Origin of the sequence: Xanthomonas sp. (assembly GCF_017163755.1) — a bacterium.
GTDB lineage: Bacteria > Pseudomonadota > Gammaproteobacteria > Xanthomonadales > Xanthomonadaceae > Xanthomonas_A.
Genome location: NZ_JAFIWC010000010.1, coordinates 25,090 through 46,148 on the forward strand (window position 1 = coordinate 25,090; position 21,059 = coordinate 46,148).

General features: G+C 62.3%; 20 protein-coding genes. 13 read left to right on the forward strand and 7 right to left on the reverse strand.

Annotated elements, in window-relative coordinates; all coding sequences use genetic code 11:
- The first annotated feature begins 5 nt into the window (after window positions 1-5).
- Window positions 6-2,075, forward strand: a complete 2,070-nt coding sequence (locus tag JR065_RS08345; protein WP_206233716.1) for a glycoside hydrolase family 99-like domain-containing protein — start codon at window positions 6-8, stop codon at window positions 2,073-2,075.
- 29 nt (window positions 2,076-2,104) lie between these two features.
- Here the strand turns inward: JR065_RS08345 and JR065_RS08350 are convergent, their stop codons facing one another.
- Window positions 2,105-2,734 carry a CoA transferase subunit B gene (locus JR065_RS08350; RefSeq protein ID WP_206233591.1) on the reverse strand — a complete coding sequence of 210 codons (630 nt, stop codon included), beginning with the start codon at window positions 2,732-2,734 and terminating at the stop codon, window positions 2,105-2,107.
- 1 nt (window position 2,735) lies between these two features.
- Window positions 2,736-3,473, reverse strand: a complete 738-nt coding sequence (locus JR065_RS08355) for a CoA transferase subunit A (protein WP_206233592.1) — start codon at window positions 3,471-3,473, stop codon at window positions 2,736-2,738.
- 135 nt (window positions 3,474-3,608) lie between these two features.
- Here JR065_RS08355 and JR065_RS08360 point away from each other — a divergent pair, with 135 nt between their 5' ends.
- Entirely contained in the window at window positions 3,609-4,955 is a 1,347-nt protein-coding gene (locus tag JR065_RS08360) for a phosphomannomutase (RefSeq protein WP_206233594.1), read from the forward strand.
- Window positions 4,956-5,010: 55 nt separating this feature from the next.
- On the forward strand, window positions 5,011-6,414 hold the full coding sequence (locus tag JR065_RS08365) for a mannose-1-phosphate guanylyltransferase/mannose-6-phosphate isomerase (protein WP_206233595.1): 1,404 nt from the start codon (window positions 5,011-5,013) through the stop codon (window positions 6,412-6,414).
- Between the two features lie 96 nt (window positions 6,415-6,510).
- Here the strand turns inward: JR065_RS08365 and rfbD are convergent, their stop codons facing one another.
- The 4 genes from rfbD to rfbB are packed head-to-tail and all read right to left on the reverse strand — an operon-like array spanning window position 6,511 to window position 9,966.
- Window positions 6,511-7,416, reverse strand: a complete 906-nt coding sequence (gene rfbD, locus JR065_RS08370) for a dTDP-4-dehydrorhamnose reductase (protein WP_206233596.1) — start codon at window positions 7,414-7,416, stop codon at window positions 6,511-6,513.
- Window positions 7,413-7,970: a dTDP-4-dehydrorhamnose 3,5-epimerase gene (gene rfbC, locus JR065_RS08375; protein WP_206233597.1), complete on the reverse strand. Its 558-nt coding sequence runs from the start codon at window positions 7,968-7,970 to the stop codon at window positions 7,413-7,415. Before rfbC ends, rfbD begins: the two co-directional genes overlap by 4 nt.
- Window positions 7,967-8,854, reverse strand: coding sequence for a glucose-1-phosphate thymidylyltransferase RfbA (gene rfbA, locus JR065_RS08380; protein WP_206233598.1), 888 nt, complete (start codon window positions 8,852-8,854; stop codon window positions 7,967-7,969). Before rfbA ends, rfbC begins: the two co-directional genes overlap by 4 nt.
- Before the next feature lie 56 nt (window positions 8,855-8,910).
- Window positions 8,911-9,966: a dTDP-glucose 4,6-dehydratase gene (rfbB, locus tag JR065_RS08385; protein WP_206233599.1), complete on the reverse strand. Its 1,056-nt coding sequence runs from the start codon at window positions 9,964-9,966 to the stop codon at window positions 8,911-8,913.
- 251 nt (window positions 9,967-10,217) lie between these two features.
- Here rfbB and JR065_RS08390 point away from each other — a divergent pair, with 251 nt between their 5' ends.
- From JR065_RS08390 to JR065_RS08435, 10 genes are all read left to right on the forward strand, one after another.
- Window positions 10,218-10,964: an electron transfer flavoprotein subunit beta/FixA family protein gene (locus JR065_RS08390; RefSeq protein ID WP_206233600.1), complete on the forward strand. Its 747-nt coding sequence runs from the start codon at window positions 10,218-10,220 to the stop codon at window positions 10,962-10,964.
- A complete protein-coding gene (locus JR065_RS08395; RefSeq protein WP_206233601.1) occupies window positions 10,964-11,902 on the forward strand; it encodes an electron transfer flavoprotein subunit alpha/FixB family protein in 939 nt (312 codons plus the stop codon). Before JR065_RS08390 ends, JR065_RS08395 begins: the two co-directional genes overlap by 1 nt.
- A 122-nt stretch (window positions 11,903-12,024) precedes the next feature.
- Entirely contained in the window at window positions 12,025-12,804 is a 780-nt protein-coding gene (locus JR065_RS08400; protein ID WP_206233603.1) for a 1-deoxy-D-xylulose-5-phosphate synthase N-terminal domain-containing protein, read from the forward strand.
- Window positions 12,801-13,694, forward strand: a complete 894-nt coding sequence (locus tag JR065_RS08405) for a transketolase family protein (protein WP_206233604.1) — start codon at window positions 12,801-12,803, stop codon at window positions 13,692-13,694. Before JR065_RS08400 ends, JR065_RS08405 begins: the two co-directional genes overlap by 4 nt.
- The gene (locus JR065_RS08410) at window positions 13,691-15,655 is read left to right on the forward strand and encodes an NAD-dependent epimerase/dehydratase family protein (RefSeq protein ID WP_206233605.1); all 1,965 of its coding nucleotides are present in this window, start codon (window positions 13,691-13,693) and stop codon (window positions 15,653-15,655) included. Before JR065_RS08405 ends, JR065_RS08410 begins: the two co-directional genes overlap by 4 nt.
- Entirely contained in the window at window positions 15,652-16,587 is a 936-nt protein-coding gene (locus JR065_RS08415) for a class I SAM-dependent methyltransferase (protein WP_206233606.1), read from the forward strand. The genes JR065_RS08410 and JR065_RS08415 overlap by 4 nt, the downstream gene beginning before the upstream one ends.
- Window positions 16,584-17,327 carry a class I SAM-dependent methyltransferase gene (locus JR065_RS08420; RefSeq protein WP_206233608.1) on the forward strand — a complete coding sequence of 248 codons (744 nt, stop codon included), beginning with the start codon at window positions 16,584-16,586 and terminating at the stop codon, window positions 17,325-17,327. Before JR065_RS08415 ends, JR065_RS08420 begins: the two co-directional genes overlap by 4 nt.
- On the forward strand, window positions 17,324-17,698 hold the full coding sequence (locus JR065_RS08425; protein ID WP_206233609.1) for a DMT family transporter: 375 nt from the start codon (window positions 17,324-17,326) through the stop codon (window positions 17,696-17,698). Before JR065_RS08420 ends, JR065_RS08425 begins: the two co-directional genes overlap by 4 nt.
- Window positions 17,685-18,017, forward strand: coding sequence for an EamA family transporter (locus JR065_RS21870; RefSeq protein ID WP_206233610.1), 333 nt, complete (start codon window positions 17,685-17,687; stop codon window positions 18,015-18,017). The genes JR065_RS08425 and JR065_RS21870 overlap by 14 nt, the downstream gene beginning before the upstream one ends.
- 8 nt (window positions 18,018-18,025) lie before the next feature.
- Window positions 18,026-19,606: a hypothetical protein gene (locus tag JR065_RS08435; RefSeq protein WP_206233611.1), complete on the forward strand. Its 1,581-nt coding sequence runs from the start codon at window positions 18,026-18,028 to the stop codon at window positions 19,604-19,606.
- Between the two features lie 352 nt (window positions 19,607-19,958).
- On the opposite strand, the gene gmd is transcribed toward JR065_RS08435, so the two are convergent.
- The gene (gene gmd, locus JR065_RS08440) at window positions 19,959-21,044 is read right to left on the reverse strand and encodes a GDP-mannose 4,6-dehydratase (RefSeq protein ID WP_206233612.1); all 1,086 of its coding nucleotides are present in this window, start codon (window positions 21,042-21,044) and stop codon (window positions 19,959-19,961) included.
- Between the last annotated feature and the right edge of the window lie 15 nt (window positions 21,045-21,059).

Sequence of the window (21,059 nt, forward strand, 5' to 3'; positions counted from 1 at the left end):
TGCATCTGATGAGCCCTTCCCTTCTCGAACGTTTTCGCTCTGCCGTCTATCGGCTATTGCGGACCGCTTTTCGCGTCGCTCCGATTTCTGAAGGAACACGAGACAGATGGCGGAGTTGGTTCCTGGACAACCATGCAGCATGGATACCGACGCCGCCAAAGGGCCATTTTTCCGAAGCAGGCAGCATCACCCTACGTCCACTCTTTCGCAGCGACGAAGCCGCGATTGGGCATGTTCCGCATTGCCGCGACGACATGCCATCGCCGCTACCCGCCACCTTGATTGCGTTTTATCTTCCGCAATTTCATACAATCCCGGAAAACGATGCCTGGTGGGGCAAAGGATTCACCGAATGGCGGAACGTGAGTCGCGCACTACCGCAGTTTTATGGCCATATGCAGCCGCGGATTCCAGCGGACCTGGGTTTTTACAATCTACGTGACGGAGAGGTGATGCGCCGACAAGCGGAGCTAGCCTCCGAATATGGAATCGGCGCCTTTTGTTTCTACTTCTACTGGTTCGCCGGCAAAACGCTGTTGGAAGAGCCTGTACGCAAATGGCGAGACGACGCCACGATCACCCTGCCTTACTGCCTTTGCTGGGCGAACGAGAATTGGGCTCGCCGATGGGATGGCCGCAACGCGGATGTCCTGATCAGTCAGCAACATAGTCCCGAAGACGATCTGGAATTCATCGCGCATATCGGAGGCTATCTGCGCGATACGCGCTATCTGCGTGTGGAAGGAAAGCCCATCCTTCTGGTCTATCGCCCTGCTCTGATGCCGGACCCAAAGGCGACGGCACAGCGATGGCGCGTGTGGTGTCGTGCAAACGGCATCGGTGAAATTCACCTAGCTTACGTGCAGGGATTCGAACGCCCAGACCCACGCGACATCGGTTTCGATGCTGCGGTGGAGTTCCCCCCGAACATGAGCAATCCGCCGTCGATAGCCGCATCGCAGCGGCTCATCAATCCCGATTTTTCCGGGGATGTGGTGGACTGGCGTGTAATGGCCGCCGATCTGGCCTCGAGGCCTTTGGCGGACTACACGCTTTATCCTGGCGTCAATCCAGGTTGGGACAACGAACCCCGCCGATCCGGCAAGGGGCGCATCTATCAACATGCCTCGCCAAGAGGGTACGAAGACTGGCTCGGTCAAACCGTCCACACCAGGCTTGCCACCGCGCCTGACGCGCATCGTTTGATTTTTATCAACGCCTGGAACGAATGGGCAGAGGGAGCTGTCCTGGAACCAGATGCACGGCTGGGCCACGCATGGCTGGAAGCGACCCGGCGTGCGCTTCGACGAAATCAAACGGCCGCCCCCATTCCCCATGTGGTCATTCATGCGTGGTATGTCGATGTGCTGGACGAACTGCTTGCCCAACTGCGTGATGCCGCCTTCGATCACCATCTCATCGTAACGACCCCTCACAACAACCTCGATGCCGTAAACCGAATCATTGCGCTCCACGCGATCAAGGCCGAAGTCGTCGTCCACAACAATCATGGCCGCGACATCCTGCCGTTTCTCCATATTGCCGACCGGCTGATCAATGCAGGCGCGTCTTTGGTGTTGAAGCTGCATACCAAACGCTCCACTCACCGCCATGACGGCGATCACTGGCGGCGAGCGATGGTAAATAGCTTGCTCACGCGCGAGCGTGCCAAAGCAATCATTGACGCCTTCAATGAACGACCTGAGCTCGGCCTGGTAGCACCGGAAGGTCATATCCAACCCCTGTCTTACTATTGGGGTGCCAACGAACAACTCGTGCGCTCACTGACGACACGCATGGGAATCACACAACCGGACGTCGAGAAAACCCTATTCGCTTGCGGCAGCATGTTCTGGATCCGCCTGGACGCGATGCGCCCCATCCTGGATTGCCATCTTCGGCCAAGCGAATTCGAGGAGGAGGCCGGACAAGTGGACGGCACTTTGGCTCACGCCATCGAACGCTTGTTCAGCCTGTCTGTACTCCACAAAGGCTATGCGCTATGCAGCGCAGCATCCGTCGTTGGAGCGCCGGAAACCGCTTCCGGCGATTACAGATACGCACGCAAAAGTTGATCGTCACGCCCTGAACGACGTATACCCGCCTAGACGCGGAAGGACACGCCTGTCTTGGCCTGCAATTCGGCCGGGTCCACACCTTCGGCCGCCTCGACCAGCACCAGTCCATCCGCGGTCACGTCGAACACCGCCAGGTCGGTGATGATGCGGTCGACCACGCCGACCCCGGTCAGCGGCAGGTCGCAGTCGGGCAGGATCTTGTGGCTGCCGTCCTTGGCCACGTGCTCCATCAGCACCACCACGCGCTTGACCCCGGCGACCAGGTCCATCGCCCCGCCCATGCCCTTGACCATCTTGCCCGGCACCATCCAGTTGGCCAGGTCGCCGCGCGCGCTGACCTGCATCGCGCCGAGGATCGCCAGGTCGACATGGCCGCCGCGGATCATCGCGAACGAGTCGTGGCTGCCGAAATAGCTCGCGCCGGCGCGTGCGGTGACGGTCTGCTTGCCGGCGTTGATCAGGTCCGGGTCCAGCTCGTCCTCGGTCGGGAACGGACCGATGCCGAGCAGGCCGTTCTCCGATTGCAGCCATACGTCCACGCCGTCGGGGATGTGATTGGCGACCAGGGTCGGCAGGCCTATGCCCAGGTTCACATAGGCGCCATCGCTGAGTTCGAGTGCGGCGCGCTGCGCCATTTCGTCGCGGGTCCAGGCCATGTCAGGCGTCCTTCTGGCGCAGGGTGCGCTGTTCGATGCGTTTTTCCGGATGCGGGTTGTGCACGATCCGATCGACGTAGATGCCGGGCAGGTGCACCTGGTCCGGGTCGATCGCGCCGGTCTCGACGATCTGCTCGACTTCGGCGACGCAGACCTTGCCGGCCATCGCGCAGGCCGGGTTGAAGTTGCGCGCGGTCTTGCGGAACACCAGGTTGCCGGCGCCATCGGCCTTCCACGCCTTGACCAGCGCCACATCGGCCTGCAGCGCGGTTTCCAGCACGTAGTGCTTGTCGCCGAACTGGCGCGTCTCCTTGCCGTCGGCGACGACCGTGCCGTAGCCGGTGGCGGTGTAGAACGCCGGGATGCCCGCGCCGCCGGCGCGCAGACGCTCGGCCAGGGTGCCCTGCGGATTGAACTCCAGCTCCAGCTCGCCGGACAGGTACTGCCGTTCGAACTCCTTGTTCTCGCCCACGTAGGACGAGATCATCTTGCGGATCTGCCGGGTCGCCAGCAGCAGGCCGAGGCCGAAGCCGTCGACCCCGGCATTGTTGGAGATCACGGTCAGCTGCCTGGCGCCGGAGTCGCGCAACGCCGCGATCAGCGCCTCGGGGATGCCGCACAGGCCGAAACCGCCGACCGCCAGGGTCTGCCCGTCGGCCACCACGTCGGCCAGGGCCGTCGCCGCGTCCGGGAACAGCTTGCCGCGCCGACCGGTCGCCCGGGAAGGTGTATCGCCCATTGCCCGCACCCGCTTTGGAAGTGGAGCGCCCATTTTAGCGGCTGACTGGGCGCTGTCCCCAAGCGGCTGTGCAGCACGACGAATTCAGCACTGGAACGTTACACTCGGGGTTCCCCCAACCAAGGACCCTCCCCTATGCCGCTTCCCGCGTTCAAGGCCTACGACATCCGCGGCCGCGTTCCCGACGAACTGAATGAGGACCTGGCACGCCGCATCGGCGTGGCCCTTGCAGCGCAACTGGAGAATGGACCGGTGGTGGTGGGACACGACGTGCGCCTGGCCAGCCAGGGGCTGCAGGACGCGCTGTCGGCCGGCCTGCGCGCCAGCGGCCGCGAAGTCATCGACATCGGCCTGTGCGGCACCGAGGAGGTCTACTTCCAGACCGACCACCTGGGCGCGGCCGGCGGAGTCATGGTCACCGCCAGCCACAACCCGATGGACTACAACGGCATGAAGCTGGTGCGCGAGAACGCGCGCCCGATCAGCTCCGACACCGGCCTGTTCGCGATCCGCGACACCGTGGCCGCCGACACCGCGCCCGCCGGCACCCCGACCGCGGCCGAGCACAGCCGTCCGGACAAGTCCGCGTATATCGCGCACCTGCTGAGCTACGTGGACGTGTCCACGCTCAAGCCGCTGAAGCTGGTGGTCAATGCCGGCAACGGTGGCGCCGGCGCCATCGTCGACCTGCTGGCGCCGCACCTGCCGTTCGAATTCGTCCGCGTCTTCCACGAGCCGGACGGCCATTTCCCCAATGGCATCCCCAACCCGCTGCTGCCCGAGAACCGCGAGGCCACCGCCAGCGCGGTCAAGCAGCACGGCGCCGATTTCGGCATCGCCTGGGACGGCGACTTCGACCGCTGCTTCTTCTTCGACCATACCGGCCGCTTCATCGAAGGTTACTACCTGGTCGGCCTGCTGGCGCAAGCCATCCTGGCCAAGCAGCCCGGCGGCAAGGTCGTGCACGACCCGCGCCTGACCTGGAACACGATCGAGATGGTCGAGGACGCCGGCGGCGTACCGGTACTGTGCAAGAGCGGCCACGCCTTCATCAAGGAAAAGATGCGCAGCGAGAACGCCGTGTACGGCGGCGAGATGAGCGCGCACCACTACTTCCGCGAGTTCGCCTACGCCGACTCGGGCATGATCCCGTGGCTGCTGATCGCCGAGCTGGTATCGCAGTCGGGCCGCTCGCTCGCCGACCTGGTCGAGGCGCGCATGCAGAAGTTCCCGTGCAGCGGCGAGATCAACTTCAAGGTCGCCGACGCCAAGGCCGCCGTGGCCCGGGTGATGGAGCGCTACGCGGCGCAGTCGCCGACGCTGGACTACACCGACGGCGTGAGCGCCGAGTTCGAACGGTGGCGCTTCAACCTGCGCAGCTCCAACACCGAGCCGTTGCTGCGCCTGAACGTGGAAACGCGCGGCGATGCCGCGTTGCTGGAACAGCGCACCGCTGAAATCTCCGACCTATTGAAAGCATGATCCGCCCCACGTCCTCCCACCTTCCTTTCAACGCATTTGTGGAGTCCCCCCGCCCATGAGCGAAGTCCTTCCCATCATCCTGTCCGGCGGCTCCGGCACGCGCCTATGGCCGCTGTCGCGCGAGACCTATCCCAAGCAGTTCCTGCCATTGGTCGGCGAGCACAGCATGTTGCAGGCCACCTGGCTGCGGGCCGCTCCCGTCGCCGGACAGGCGCCCATCGTGGTCGCCAACGAAGAACATCGCTTCATCGCGGCCGAGCAACTGCAGCAGCTCGGAGTCAAGCCCGCCTCCATCCTGCTTGAACCGAAGGGCCGCAACACCGCCCCGGCCATCGCGGTAGCCGCCCTGGAAGCCACGCGCGACGGCGCCGATCCGTTGTTGCTGGTGCTTCCCTCCGACCACGTGATCCTCGATGAGAACGCCTTCCAGGCGGCGGTCAAAGTCGCCGCCGCGGCCGCGGAGCAAGGCAAGCTGGTCACGTTCGGAATCCGGCCGACCACCCCGGAGACCGGCTACGGTTACATCAAGGCCGTTGGTGGCGATCAGGTCCGTCCGGTCGAGCGTTTCGTCGAGAAACCCGACCTGGCGACGGCGCAGGGCTATCTGTCCTCCGGCGAGTACTTCTGGAACAGCGGCATGTTCCTGTTCCGCGCCTCGCGCTATCTCGCCGAACTGCGCAAGTTTCAGCCGGCGATCGCCGAAGCCTGCACGCAGGCCTGGACCGCGGCCAAGCGCGATGCCGACTTCATCCGTCTGGACAAGGACGCATTTGCGGCCAGTCCGTCGGATTCCATCGACTACGCGGTAATGGAGAAGACCGCCGATGCAGTGGTGGTGCCGTTGGACGCCGGCTGGAGCGACGTCGGCTCCTGGTCCGCGCTGCTGGAGGTCTCGCCGCAGGATGCGCGGGGCAATGCCCATCATGGCGATGTGATCGAAATCGACTGCCGCAATACCTACGCCTACGGCTCCCGCCTGATCGCGATGGTCGGCCTGGAAGACGTGGTCGTGGTGGAAACCGACGACGCGGTGCTGGTTGGACGCCGCGACCGCATCCAGGAAGTCAAGGATATCGTGGCCACGATCAAGTCCAGCGGCCGGTCGGAAGCCACCTGGCACCGCAAGGTCTACCGCCCCTGGGGCGCCTACGACTCGATCGACAACGGCCAGCGCTTCCAGGTCAAGCGCATCACGGTCAAGCCTGGCGCCACGCTGAGCCTGCAGATGCACCACCACCGCGCCGAACACTGGATCGTGGTCAGCGGCACGGCCGAAGTCACCCGCGGCGAAGAAGTGCTGCTGCTCACCGAGAACCAGAGCACCTACATCCCGCTCGGCGTGACCCACCGCTTGCGCAATCCGGGCAAGCTGCCGCTTGAGCTGATCGAGGTGCAGTCGGGCAGCTACCTCGGCGAGGACGATATCGTGCGCTTCGAGGATACCTACGGTCGGGCGTAGCGCTGTCGTTGAGCTGCCGAACAAAGAGAAGCCGAGAGCATTGCTCTCGGCTTTTTAGTTCTGCATCTCGGCTGTCAACGCCCCGACAGCTTCTCTCTAGCGACGTGCTGCAAGCTCGCCGATCACGTGGCGCAGGCCATCGCGCCAGTCTGCGAGCGGGATGCCGAAGTCGTCTTGCAAGCGGGTAGTGTCCAGCCGCGAGTAAGCCGGGCGCCTGGCCGGCGTCGGGTACTCGGCCGTAGTGATGGCCAGCACCCGAGGCGCGTGAGGCAACAAACCCGCTTTCACGGCCTGGTCGAAGATCGCTTCGGCAAAGCCGTGCCAACTCGTCTCGCCGCCCGCGGTCAGGTGCCAGGTCCCCGAGCGTTCGCCGGAATGCCGTTGCAACGCCATCGCGGTGGCATCCGCGATAAGCGCCGCGGTCGTCGGCGTTCCGATCTGGTCGGCGACCACCTTCAGCTCATCGCGCTCGGCGCCGACCCTCAGCATCGTGCGCAGGAAATTGTTGCCGTGCGACGCGTACACCCACGCGGTGCGGAAGATCAGGTGCGATCCGCCTGCGGCGCGGACCGCCTGCTCGCCGGCCAATTTGCTTTCGCCATACACGCCAAGCGGAGCGGTGGCGTCGTCCTCGCGGTACGGGCGGGCATCCTGTCCCGGGAACACGTAGTCGGTGGAGTAGTGCACCATCGGCACCGCGTGCGCCGCACACCATGCGGCAATGACTCCGGGCGCCTCGGCATTGGCGCGGAAGGCGGCCTCCCGATCCGTCTCCGCCTTGTCCACCGCCGTATACGCGGCGGCATTGATCACTACTTGCGGTTGCAGACGATCCAGCAGCGCGTTCAGCGTCTGCGGGACATCGAAGTCGGCCTGCTCGCACGAGCTGCCATCGGGAAGTTTGCCGCTACGCGTCGTCGCCAGCACCGTCCCTAGCGGCCGCAGCGCGCGCAGCAACTCCTGACCCACCTGGCCGTTCGCGCCGAAGACCAGCAACTTCATGGCTGATAGACCGGCAGGCGTGCAGCGGCGATCTCCTCCAGGAATGGCGCCTTGGCATCCTTGTCCGACAGCACCGGGCTGCCTATCGGCCAATCGATGCCGATCCTCGCGTCGTCCCAGCGCACCGAGGCGTCGGCGGCCTTGTCGTAGCCGGCCGTGCACAGGTAGCTGAAGATGGCCCGTTCCGACAGCACCGCGAAGCCGTGCGCGAAGCCCTCCGGGATCCAGAACTGCTTCTTGTTTTCCGCGCTGAGCACAGCCGCCGTCCAGCGCCCGAAGTGGGGCGAACCCTGGCGGATATCGACCGCCACGTCGTACACCTCGCCTTCCAGCACGCTGACCAGCTTGCCTTGCGGATTGGGCCATTGGTAGTGCAGTCCGCGCAGCACGCCCTTGGACGAGGAAGACACGTTGCTCTGCACGAATTTCGTCGGCAACCCGTGCTGGCCGAAACGCTCGGCGTTCCAGGTCTCGAAAAAGAAACCGCGCTCGTCGCCGAACACCGCCGGCTCGATTACCAGGCACCCTGGCAAGGATGTCTCAATGACTTTCACGGTACAGACCCTCTCAACGCCAGTGCGCGCAGATACTGTCCATAGGCATTCTTGGTCAGCGGGGCGGCCAGACGCTGCAGTTGTTCGGCATCGATCCACCCCTGGCCAAATGCCACTTCCTCAGGACAGCAGACCTGTAATCCTTGTCGGGTCTGGATGGTTTCGATGAAATTGGACGCTTCCAGGAGCGATTGATGCGTTCCGGTATCCAACCAGGCGTGCCCACGACCGAGCGGCTCGAGGTGAAGCTGCTGCGCGCGCAGATACACCTTGTTCAAGTCGGTGATTTCCAGTTCGCCACGCGGCGAGGGTGCAAGCTCGGCCGCATAGTCGGCCGCGTGCCCGTCGTAGAAGTACAGACCGGTGACCGCATAGTTCGAGCGCGGCTTGGCGGGCTTTTCCTCGATGCCTACGACCTTTCCCGACGTGTCGAACTCGGCCACGCCATAACGTTCAGGGTCGTTGACCCAGTAACCGAACACCGTCGCGCCTTCGATTCGCGCATCGGCCCGGCGCAGCGTCTCGGTCAGTCCGTGCCCGTAGAAGATATTGTCGCCAAGCACAAGGCAGCTGGGCTTGCCGCCGACGAAATCGCGGCCGATCAGATATGCCTGCGCGAGTCCGTCCGGGCTCGGCTGCACAGCGTATTCGATCTGCATCCCCCACTGCGAACCATCGCCGAGCAGCGACTGGAACAGCGCCTGCTCGTGCGGCGTATTGATGATCAGCACTTCGCGGATGCCCGCCAGCATCAGCACGCTTAGCGGGTAGTAGATCATCGGCTTGTCGTACACCGGCAGCAACTGCTTGCTGACGCCTTTGGTGATCGGATAGAGCCGGGTGCCGGATCCGCCGGCCAGGATGATGCCTTTGCGTTGCGTCATGGGATGCTTCCTTTGAACTCCACACATGATGTGCGAGTTCTTGCGAGGGACTCGCGTTATGCCGGCGTGCCGATGCGTTCCAGGCGATAGCTGCCGTCCAGTACCTGCCACACCCACTCCTGGTTATCCAGATACCAGTCGACCGTGATCGCGATCCCCTGTTCGAATGTGTACCTGGGCTCCCAGCCCAGTTCGTTCTTGAGCTTGGACGCATCGATCGCATAGCGTCGGTCATGGCCGGGACGGTCGGCGACGAAGGTGATCTGGCTGGACCGCGATTGGCCGTCGGCACGCGGACGGCGTTCGTCCAGCAACCGGCAGATGGTCTTCACCACCTCGATGTTCTCGCGCTCTGAATTGCCGCCGACGTTGTAGGTCTCGCCCACGCGGCCCTTGGCCAGCACGATACGGATGGCCTCGCAGTGATCGAGCACGAACAGCCAGTCGCGAACCTGCCTGCCGTCGCCATAGACCGGCAGCGGCTCGCCAGCCAGCGCCTTGGCGATGACCAGCGGAATGAGCTTCTCCGGGAAATGATACGGCCCGTAGTTGTTCGAGCAGTTGGTGGTCAGCACCGGCAGGCCGTAGGTGTGGTGGAAGGCGCGGACCAGGTGATCGGACGCAGCTTTCGACGCCGCGTAAGGCGAGTTCGGCGCATACGGCGTGGTTTCGGAAAACTTGCCGGTCTCGCCGAGCGTGCCGTACACCTCGTCGGTGGACACATGCAGGAAGCGGAACGCGGCGCCCTGCTCGTCGGCGAGCGCTTTCCAGTAGTCGCGCACCGCTTCCAGCAGCCCCAGCGTGCCCACGACGTTAGTCTGGATGAAGGCGCCAGGGCCATCGATCGAGCGGTCGACATGGCTCTCGGCGGCGAAGTTGATCACCGCGTCGGGGCGATGCTCGCCCAGCAGCTGGCTGACGAGCTCACGGTCGCCGATGTCGCCGTGCACGAACACGTGGTCGGGGTTGTCCCGCAAAGAAGCCAAGGTGCGCAGGTTGCCGGCGTAGGTCAACACGTCCAGGTTGACCACGCGAATACCGCGGCGCACCGCGTCGAGTACGAAATTGCCGCCGATGAAACCGGCGCCGCCGGTGACTAGCCAGGTTGGCACAACAAGCTCTCCATGAGGAACGCGCCAAGACCCGCGGGATCTGGCTTCGCGCAGCAGGTAAGGATATTCGTTTACGCCCCTGCTGCCCTAACCAAACCCAACTCGACCGACACCCGACGTGCTCCGCCAATGCGCGCAAAGCACCATACGCTCTCGCATGGACGCCCCGGCCCCGTTAGAATCAGCGTTCTGCCCCGTGCCAGCCGCCGCGGCCGGGCCTTCCCGCAATACCTGAAGGATCTGCCAAACCGATGAAAATCCTCGTCGCCTACAAGCGCGTGGTGGACTACAACGTCCGCATCCAGGTCAAGCCGGATGGCTCCGGCGTGGTCACCGAGGGCGTCAAACTGTCGCCCAACCCGTTCGACGAAATCGCCCTGGAAGAGGCGCTGCGCCTGCGCGACCAGGGCATCGCCACCGAGGTGGTGGTCGCCACCATCGCCCCCGCCGACGCCCAGGCGCACCTGCGCAACGGCCTGGCGATGGGCGCCAACCGCGCCATCCACGTGGTCAGCGAGCAGCCGATCGCGCCGCTGACCGCCGCCCGCGCCCTGCTCAAGCTGGTCGAGCAGGAACAGCCGGACCTGGTGATCCTGGGCAAGCAGGCGATCGACGACGACGCCAACCAGACCGGGCAGATGCTGGCCACGCTGTGGGGCCGCCCGCAGGCCACGTTCGCCGGCAAGCTGGCCGTCGCCGGCGGCAAGGCCACGGTGACCCGCGAGGTCGACGCCGGCCTGGAAACGCTGGAAGTGGACCTGCCGGCGGTGGTGACCACCGACCTGCGCCTGAACGAACCGCGCTTCATCAAGCTGCCGGACATCATGAAGGCCAAGAGCAAGCCGCTGCAGACCCTGGCCTTCGCCGACCTGGGCGTGGAATCCAACGACAGCCTGACCACCACCCACTACGCCCCGCCGCCCAAGCGCAGCCGCGGCGTGATGGTCAAGGACGCCGCCGAACTGGTGGCCGCACTCAAGCAGAAGGGGTTGTTGTAATGGCCAAGATCCTCGTCGTCGCCGAACACCTGAACGGCCAGCTCAACGCGGCCACCGCCAAGACCGTCAGCGCCGCGCAGGCGCTGTCGCCGGAGTCCATCGACATCGTGGTGCTGGCCGCCGACCCGGCCACCGTCGCCGCCCAAGCCGCGCAGATCGCCGGCGTCGGCCGCGTGCTCACCGTCGCCGACCCGGCCAACGAACACGCCATCGCGCAGGTGCTGGGGCCACAGATCGCGCAGCTGGCGCAGGGCTACAGCCATGTGTTCGGCCCGTCCACCACCTTCGGCAAGGACCTGATGCCGGTGGTCGCCGCACTGCTCGGCGTCAACCAGATCTCCGACCTGATGGCGGTCGATGGCGACTACGCCTTCAAGCGCCCGATCTACGCCGGCAACGCGATCATCAGCGTCCAGGCGCCGGCCGACCAGACCGTGGTCGCCACCGTGCGCAGCGCCTCCTGGCCGGAAGCGGCCCAGGGCGGCAACGCGGCGATCGAAGCGGCCAGCGTCACCGCCACGCTGCCCACCCATACCCGCTTCGTCGGCCTGGCCGCAGGCACGTCCGACCGCCCCGACCTGCAGAGCGCCAAGCGCGTGGTCTCCGGCGGCCGCGGCGTGGGTTCGGCGGACAACTTCAAGCACATCTACAGCCTGGCCGACAAGCTCGGCGCCGCGGTGGGCGCCTCGCGCGCGGCGGTGGATGCCGGTTACGTGCCCAACGAACTGCAGGTCGGCCAGACCGGCAAGATCATCGCCCCGGACCTGTACGTGGCCATCGGCATCTCCGGCGCGATCCAGCACCTGACCGGGATCAAGGACGCCGGCACCATCGTGGCGATCAACAAGGATCCGGAATCGCCGATCTTCGAGATCGCGGATATCGGGTTGGTGGGTGACTTGTTCACGCTGTTGCCGGAGCTGGAAGCCGCTCTGTAGAGGTCTACTGCCTTGGCGCCCGATACAGTGGGCGCCTCGCGGCCCTATATGCGCGTCACCCTTGGTGACGCCCTGTCACATGCGCACCTATACTAGCCGCGATGAACAGAGAGCCATCGGCAGTGGACAGCCTCGATACGCTAATCGCCGATGCCCGCGCGCGCCTGTTGCGCATGCACTTCGAAACACGATCCGGCCATGTTGGGGGAAACCTTTCTTGCCTGGATGCGCTTCTGGTGCTGCATCACCGTGTCTTGCAAGCGCAAGACCGTTTCATCCTTTCGAAAGGGCATGCTGCCGGAGCGCTTTATGTCACCCTCTGGAGCCTCGGCCTGCTGACTGACGACGACCTTCTGACCTTTGGTCAGGATGCCAGTCGTCTGCCCGGCCACCCCAGCGGCACCGGCATTCCCGGGCTGTTGTTTTCCACCGGATCGCTGGGCCATGGACCATCGTTGGCCGCTGGCCTGGCGCTGGCGGCGCGCATGCAGGATTCGCAAAGAAGGGTGTACTGCCTGTGCTCGGATGGCGAATGGCAGGAAGGAAGTTGCTGGGAGGCGCTGACCTTTGCGGTACATCAGCGCCTGGATAACCTGACGATCATGGTGGACCAGAATGGCCTCCAGGGATTCGGCACCACCCAGGAAGTGATTTCCTGCTCCGATCTGAGTCCTCGCCTCCTTGCCTTCGGGGCCCATGTGGTGCGCGTCGACGGGCACGACACACAAGCGCTGCAGAGCGCATTGATGACACGCCTGAGCGGCGCCCCGACCGTGCTGGTGATGGATACCGTCAAGGGGCGAGGTGCGCATTATGCCGGCCTGCTTGAATCGCACTATTTGCCCTTGACCCAGAACCAGTACGATCAGGCCAAGGCTCAACTGGCCAACGAGACTCCATGAGAAAGGCGTTTGCCGCTGCCGTCGTCGCCGGATGCAATACACAACGGCATTTCTTTCTGACAGGAGATCTGGGCTTCATGGCCTTGGAAGAGGTGCGAGACGCTTTCGGTCAGCGCTTCATCAATGCCGGTGTGGCGGAGCAGAACATGATCGGCGTTGCCGCGGGGCTGGCGCGCGAGGGAAATATCGTGTTTGCCTACAGCATTGCGCCGTTTTGCTATGCGCGGCCCTTCGAACAAGTTCGCAACGATGTGTGTCTGCCCGGACTACCGGTCTGCCTGGTTGGAAACGGCGGTGGCTTCGCGTATGGACACATGGGTCCAACCCACCATGCCTTGGAAGATTGCGCTGCGATGAACGCACTGGGCATGCGCGTCAAGGTCCCCGCATTCGACGATGACCTACCGCATCTCCTGGCCGATCTGAATGGCCCCACCTATCTTCGCCTGGGCTACGACATGCGTCCACAAGGCGCCCAGGTGCCAGCCTATGCACCCTGGCGACAACTGCTAAGCGGCAACCGCGGTGCGCTACTTGCGCTGGGGCCCTTGGCCGGCGTCGCGTGGTCGGCGCTGATCAACGTTTCTGCCGAGAGTCGCCCGGCGGTATGGGCAGTAACCGAGTTCGATTTCGGATGCATCCCTGAAGCTCTGTGGCAGCAGCTGTCGGAAGGCCCGCTGTTCGTGGTGGAAGAACATGTCAGAGAAGGAGGACTCGGCATGCATGCCGCTATGGCCGCCCTGCAACAGGGCCGTGCGGTGCGGCACTTTGTCCACCGCCCAGCGCTACGTTATCCCTCCGGCCTGTTCGGCTCACAAAATTTCCACCGTCGCGAAAGCGGCATTGATGCTCACGGCATTCGCGCCATGATCCTGGCGTTTCAGGCATGAACATGGAGCACATGATCAAGGCTTTGGAAGGACCGATCCTGGTAATCGGTGCCAGCGGCTTTATCGGCGCAAATCTGCTTCGTGCCTGTTTGGCACAACGTAGCGACGTCATAGGTACCACGTTCTCCGGCGACTCCTGGCGCCTGCATGGCATTGCCGCTGCCAATTTGGCGTTTCTCAATCTTACCGACGCGATTTCGGTCAAGACGCTGCTCCACCGTATTGCCCCACGGACAGTGTTCGACTGCTCCTCCTTCGGAGCGTATTCCTTCGAAGACGATTTCCAACGCATCCATGCAACGAACTACCTCAGCTTCATCGGAATACTAGAGCAGCTGAAGGAATCACGACTGGCCGCCTACGTGCGCGCGGGCTCCTCATCCGAATACGGGATCAATGCCTCGGGACCGGATGAAGATGCTCCGCTGATGCCTAACAGCCATTACGCCGTGAGCAAAGCCGCAGCGAGTCAGGCGATCGCGTATTACGGCAAGATCAGGCAGTTCCCGATCGTGAACCTGCGACTGTATTCTGTCTATGGCCCCTATGAGGACAGCTCGCGCCTGATCCCGGCACTGTGCGAGCGCGGACTGCGCGGACATTTGCCGATGTTTGCACATGCGGATGTCTCTCGTGATTTTGTGCACATAGACGACGTCGTATTGGCGTTCGTCTCTGCTGCCGCGCGAATGAGGCCGCAGATTGCCGGCGAATCGTTCAATATCGGCTCAGGCGTTCCCACACGCCTGGATGCCCTTGCAGAGATGGCACGATCGTTGTTCGGGATCGATGAAACGCCGCAGTTCAGCGCTTCCGCAGGGCGCGCGTGGGACGTGAGCGACTGGTTCGCCAATCCCGACAAGGCGGCGCGGCTGCTCGGATGGAAAGCCACGACAGACCTAACCGACGGCCTTCGCCTCACCTCAGAATGGTGGAAATCGCAACTGACGCTTGCAAACTTCAGCGACCTGACTAAGAAATCTCCCGAACAAGCGAAACGCAACTCTGTATCAGCCATCATCGCCTGCTATAAGGATGAGCAAGCGATTCCGGTAATGCACCAACGATTGACCGAGGTGTTTCAACAGCTTGGCATCGACTACGAAATCATCTTCGTCAACGACTGTTCGCCCGACGATTCTGCCGAAACAATCCGCGCACTCAGCGCGTCGGACCCGCACGTGATCGGCATCACCCACTCGCGCAATTTCGGTTCGCAGGCCGCCTTCCGTAGCGGCATGGAATACGCCAGCAAAGAGGCCTGCGTCCTGTTGGACGGCGACCTCCAGGACCCGCCCGAGTTGATCGCCGATTTCGTTCGCGAATGGCGAAATGGCGCCGAGGTTGTCTACGGCCGCCGCGTGAAACGGGAGATGCCCTTCCTGCTCGAAACCTGCTATCGCACCTTCTACCGATTGTTCTCTGCCATGAGCGAAGTCCCAGTGCCCAAGGATGCCGGCGATTTTTCGCTATTGGATCGCACAGTTGTTTACTGGATGCTTCAATGCAATGAGCGCGACGCCTTCCTGCGCGGGCTTCGTGCGTTTGTCGGCTTTCGCCAGGTTGGCGTCGACTACTTGCGTCCGGAACGCATGTTTGGCACGAGCACCAACAACTGGATACGCAACATCGGCTGGGCGAAGAAGGGCATCTTTTCTTTCTCCCGCATGCCCCTGCATCTGCTTACCGCCCTTGGCGGCGGTGCATGCTTACTGACCATACTGTTGGCGACGCTTAGTATTGCATTGAGACTTCTCCATCCCGAATCCGTACCGAAAGGGATCACCTTCATTTCATTGCTGGTGATGTTTTTCGGATCGATGACTATTTTCGGCATCGGGCTTCTAGGCGAATACATCGGCAAGATTTTTGAGGAAGCGAAGGCACGCCCTGCCTTCATCCGCCGCAACTTAATCATCCATGGCGAGATTCGACTACCACCCACGGGAACCGCGCCATGAAGCGGCAGGCACGACTGCACCCTGCCTCCGACCGCGCGTGTCCCGGCTGCGCTGGTCGCGAGGTCGAACATTTCGCGGACGAGCGTATCGATCCAAATAAGGTCAGCGACTTCACCTATGCCTCGCGCAAGACGCCGGAGTTCATGTGCCTGCGACTGGTGCGCTGCGCTGCTTGTGATCTGGTGTTCGCGCCGCGCCCACCTGAAGATATCTTTCTGTCGCAGGCTTACTCGGAGGCGGCTTACGATTCCACGCCGGAAGCCGCTGCTGCGGCAGCTAGCTATGCGCAAGCATTGGCCCCACATATCAAGCAACTTTCGGATCTATCGGGAGCCGTGGACGTTGGCGCAGGAAGTGGTCCATTGCTGCCATATCTGCAACGTTTCGGCTTCAAATCCGTCGTCGGGGTGGAACCCTCGCGTGCGGCGATCAACGCCGCACCCGAAGCGGTAAAGGCGCTACTGATCGAAGGCATGTTCGATCCGAAAATGCTGAAGGGGCAGCGCGTGTCGCTGATTTGTTCATTCATGACGCTCGAACACGTAGCCAATCCGGGCGAGTTGGTCCGTTCCGCGTACACGCTTCTGGAACCCGGCGGCATGCTCGCCGTGGTGGTGCACAACTGGCGCGCGCCATTGAATCGAGCGCTTGGACTGCGGTCCCCCATCATCGACGTGGAACACCTGCAGCTTTTTAGCCATCGCGCGGCCCGCGCCTTACTGTCGTCCAACGGCTTTCAAGACGTGACGGTCAAAGCGATACGCAACGCCTACCCATTGCGGTACTGGTTGCGCCTGACCCCCTTGCCTGCCGGCGTCAAGGCGGCGTTGTTGCGGGTGCTCGATCTGATCGGAATATCCGGCTCATTGCTGCCCTTGCGGGTAGGCAACATCATGGCCATTGGCGTTAAGCCAGCGAGAGATCCCCAATGAAGCAAAGCAACTCAAACCAGATCAAGAAGAACGTAGCACAGTTCGACGAAGACGTTCGTACCACAGGATCCTACCGCTACACCACGGATCGCTTGTCGGCCAATTTGGCAAACGCGCGTATCAGCCGGGCGGTCGCCACTGCGTTTCACTTTTCCGGCAAGCGCGTTCTCGACCTTGGCTGTGGCGATGGCTCCTACACCCTTGAGTTCCCTTCATTGGGTGCATCGCACGTACTGGGCGTAGATCCTGCCAGCGCAGCTATCGATGCCGCACGTGCCAAGGCTTCGGCATACGCACTGGAATCGGCAGTGCAGTTCGAGGTCGGCAATATCTATGAGATGTCGCCCTATCTTAGAGAGGATCGATTCGACTGCATCGTGTTGCGAGGCGTGCTTCACCATCTGCCGGACCCCGCCCGCGCCATTGCCGGCATGGCAGGATTCAAGGGCTCGATTCTGATCGTGGAACCGAATGGCCTCAACCCCGTGCTGAAGTTGCTGGAGCGCTACTCCACCTATCATGTCGAACACGAGGAGCGCTCCTTCGCACCTTCACTGATCCGCCGCTGGCTGCAATCGGCAGGCTTTCGCATCTCGTCTTCTTCTCTCATCAACCTGGTGCCATTCTTTTGTCCCGATGCTGCCGCACGCGCGCTTCGACTAGTCGAGCCATTGGTGGAACATACGCCGTTGATGCGCGACATCGCATGCGGACAGAGCGTCATCGTCGCTAGACCATGACGACGTCCCGCCCCTGGCCTTATCTGGCATTGATGATCGGCTGCATGGCGGCCTCTCAGATCATGCTTAAACAGGCCGGCCTTTATGCGGCGGCTCACTTGGGATGGATCCACACCATAGTTTTCAATCCATGGCTTTGGCTGGGACTTGTCGCTTCTACTGCCGGCTTTGCGGCTTGGTTCCTGACGCTACGACGTATGCCGCTGGCCAGTGCATACCCCTGGACCGCTTTGATTTATCTACTGACTCCATTGGCAGGAATCGTACTGTTCCATGAAACGCTGAGTCTTGGATTCTGGCTGGGCATAGCGCTGATCGTCGTCGGTCTATTCATTACCAACGGAAGCGCGAGAACCGATGAATGCCTATGAGACGGTGCTCTGCGTGGCGTCGGTTGGCTGCAGCGTGAGCTCACAGCTGTCAATCAAAGCCGCAACCCTGTCCGCGCCCAGACCACGCCAGGCCGTCCTCCTTCTATCCGCCGTCGCGTTGCAGCTTGCTTCTGTATTGCTGGTTGTACAGGCGCTACAGACACTTCCGCTATCACTGCTTGTGCCTTTTGCCGCACTTGCCTACCTAGCGGTGCCCTTGCTGGCAACAATATTGTTCAAGGAACGACTGCTACCCCGCTTTTGGGTCGGCGCCGCCATGGTATTCGCTGGGGTGGCATGCATGGGGCTGTACAGATGAGAGCGGACGTGCGCAGCGTGCTTTGGATCAAGTTTGTCACCATGCTGCTCGTTGTGTTAGCGACAACCGTGCTACCGCGTGTCGCGAACATATCCGCCCCCCCTTCCACCGATGAAGGCTACATGGCCTATTTCGCGATGAAGATCGCGGCATCGGTGTCCAGTCATGGGCGACTGCCAGATGACGGCCCGCTGATGCTGTACCCCATGCTGCTATCTTGGATATTCGAACTTCCTGGCAATCACAGCGTTCTGCTGCGCATCGCGGATCTCGTCGTGGCATCCGTGGCGGGTGGACTTTTATTTTTCGTGTTGCTCAAGGAATCACGCAGCGTCTTGGCCGCTGCAGCCATCTCGTCGCTCTTCCTTCTGACGATGAATGCCGCCGTGTTCGTACAATACGGCTTCAAGAACAGTTTTTTCGCTGCCTATGTTCCACTACTCGCGGCACTATTGCTGTCAGGGAAAGACGGGCCGCTTTCGGCGCGACGCTACGCAAGCATCGGCGCACTAGTCGCACTCGGCGTTTTGCTCAGAGAGACACTGGCTCCATTCGTTGTTTTTGCCGTCGCCGCCATCTGGATCAGCCGCGGCTTCAGGAGCACATTGCATTTCTGTGCCGGTGGCGCAGCCGCGGGACTCTCGTTGCTTGCACTTATCGCACTTTGGCGAGGCGATTTCGAAGGAGTGGCAGCCGGCTATAAAAGCGCTGGACTTTTATATCGCGCACTTGAGAACCAGCGTCAAGAGTACTTCAACAACGCCCTGAGCGGCTTTTTTGCCACTGCGCGGCTGCCATTGATTCTTGCAACGGCCAGCCTTCTGATAATAGTGTTGCGCCAATGGATGCGACGCAATGCATGCGAACTCCCTAAGGCCACGTTGTGGCTAGGCATTACGCTTACTGCGTTGATAGAACCTACGACGAAAATCGGCTTTCCTTACCACTTTGCTGTCTGCCTCCTTGGCTTGGCGGGATTGTGCGCCCAGGGATGGCGCGTGTTGATCCAAGGCCGGCCACCTCGCCAAGCACACGCCGCAGCATCTCTCTTCGCCGCTGCGACGGCCTTGATGATTGCCCCACAGATCAAAGACGCCTTGAAGACGCTGCCCTATGCCACCAGGGAAGCATACCGCGTAGCGCGCAGCGGATGGCCAGCCGAGATCGTTAACCAATCGAACTACCTGATGGCTGCACGCCTGATCCAGGCCACCACCCCGCCCGCGGGAACCGTGAGTGTCAGCGGCTTCATGTTTTCGCTATATCCGCTTTCAGGCACACTTCCTCCATCCGGCGAATTGAGCAACCTCAGTGCTGAACTCATTCAACTGGGACTGGATGGAGAACGCCTTAAAGCCGAGTTGATTCGCTGCTCTCCCGACGTAGTCATGACTACTACACGTGTTGACTGGCCGGACCCGCGAATACTCACCGCCGCAGTAGAAGCGACAGGCCTCTACGAAGCCGCTGGCACCATCCCGGTGGATACCAGCAAGTCGTATGGCACATTTGGCGGTACGGTCTATCGCAAGACCAAGCCAGGCGGGCACGCCTGTCGTGACCGAGGCAATGCGAACTGGGCGCAGTAGTCCAGCGGCAGCGCGACCAACTCGCCGACTAGCGAGAGGAACGCAAAATGCAACACGGCCAAAACGCAACACGGCGCCGATCCGGTGCGTCGCGATAGTGCGGGCAAGCGCCTCGCCGTCGCACAGATCGCCTGCGACCAGCGCTACGTCGGGCAAGGCTTCTCAGTGGCCTGTGGACAGGTTGTCATACGCGACCACTCCCTACGGCTGGTCAGCAGCGACGCACCATATGCGACCCGATGTAACGGGCACCGCCGCAAACCAGAATCTTCATACGCCCCCTGCCTCTCCCAAATGGAAAGGGCCCGCTTGACGGACCCCTTCCTTACTACCTTGCGACTTGTTCGATCGATTACTCGTGGAAGTCGAAGGCGCTATAGCCGTGACGCTTCACCAACTCGTCGCGTTCGGCGGACTTGAGATCCTCGCGCACCATCTCGGCCACGAGTTCCTTGAACGTGATCTTGGGCTCCCAGCCCAGCTTCTGCTTGGCCTTGCTTGCGTCGCCCAAGAGCGTCTCCACTTCGGCGGGACGGAAATACAATGGGTCGACCGCAACCACGCAATTGCCCTTGTCGTCGTAGCCCTTTTCGTCGACCCCGTTGCCTTCCCAGCGGATGTTCATGCCGAGTTCGGCGGCAGCGGCATTCACGAAATCGCGTACGCTGAACTGCACGCCGGTGGCGATCACGAAGTCTTCCGGCTGCTCCTGCTGCAGCATCAGCCACTGCATCTCGACATAGTCCTTGGCATGGCCCCAGTCACGCAGCGCATCCATGTTGCCCAAATACAGGCAGCTCTGCAGGCCCAGCTTGATCCGCGCCAGAGCGCGGGTGATCTTGCGGGTGACGAAGGTTTCGCCGCGCACCGGCGATTCGTGGTTGAACAGGATGCCGTTGCAGGCGTACATGCCATAGGACTCGCGGTAGTTCACCGTGATCCAGTAGGCGTAGAGCTTGGCCACCGCATAGGGCGAACGCGGGTAGAAGGGCGTGGTTTCCTTCTGCGGGATCTCCTGGACCAGGCCGTACAGCTCCGAGGTCGAGGCCTGGTAGAAACGCGTCTTCTTCTCCAGGCCCAGGATCCGGATCGCCTCGAGCACGCGCAGCGGGCCCAGCGCGTCGGAGTTGGCGGTGTATTCCGGCTCCTGGAACGACACGGCCACGTGGCTCTGCGCGGCCAGGTTGTAGATCTCATCCGGCTGGGTCTGCTGGATGATGCGGATCATGCTGCTCGAATCCGTCATGTCGCCATGGTGCAGGATGAAGCGGCGGTCCTTGACGTGCGGATCCTGGTACAGGTGATCGATGCGATCGGTATTGAACAGCGAGCTGCGCCGCTTGATACCGTGGACGATATAGCCCTTACCCAGCAGGAACTCGGCGAGATACGAACCATCCTGGCCCGTCACACCCGTAATCAAGGCAACCTTACTCATTACTTCCTAAACCTC